Source organism: Neisseria sp. P0022.S010, from assembly GCF_051956635.1.
Map to the genome: position 1 here is coordinate 1 of NZ_JBQCXF010000825.1, position 562 is coordinate 562.

General features: G+C 47.2%; 1 protein-coding gene. It reads right to left on the reverse strand.

What is annotated here, in order from left to right; translation table 11 throughout:
• Nucleotides 1-15: 15 nt before the first annotated feature.
• Nucleotides 16-489: an iron-sulfur cluster repair protein DnrN gene (gene dnrN / locus ACTHUT_RS21625; protein WP_440419866.1), complete on the reverse strand. Its 474-nt coding sequence runs from the start codon at nucleotides 487-489 to the stop codon at nucleotides 16-18.
• Nucleotides 490-562: the final 73 nt, after the last annotated feature.

Sequence of the window (562 nt, forward strand, 5' to 3'; positions counted from 1 at the left end):
GATTAACCGCAAATTTTAAGAAGCCAAAATGCGGGGGAAGAAAATTTCATTTTCTAAGTGGATATGGTCTTTCAAATCGTCCACCATCTCTTTAGCCAATGTGTACAAACGGGTCCAGCTGCCGCAAGCGCCTTCGGGAAGCTCAAAATTATTGGTCAATTCTTCCAGACGAGCGATGGCTTGGTCGTGTTCTTCATGCTCGTGCATCATCACGCTGATGGGCATTGCCGCGCCACGGCCCACGCCCTGATTAATCATCGGGAACAACATGCGTTCCTCTTTCATCATGTGCATCAACAGCTCGTTTTGCATATAGGCCAACAAATCGGTCACTTCGGCAGGGAAAGTGTCGGCATGAACCTGCGCCACTTTTTGCGCCAGTGGTACCAACTCTTCAAACTGGGCGCGGTGAACGTTGTGATAACGTTGCAGGATATGGTCAATCGTAGAATTGAAAGGCGCGGTTTCCCAAAGGGTAAACTCAGTCATGGCTGTGTTCCTTTAAAGATTTATATTGGATGAATGTTAGGCGTAAGGATACACGCAGCTATCATCTTTGTAT

Coding starts and splice junctions, on each gene's coding strand:
- dnrN (WP_440419866.1), bottom strand. CDS start 489: ATGACTGAGTTTACCCTTTGGGAAACCGCGCCTTTCAATTCTACGATT.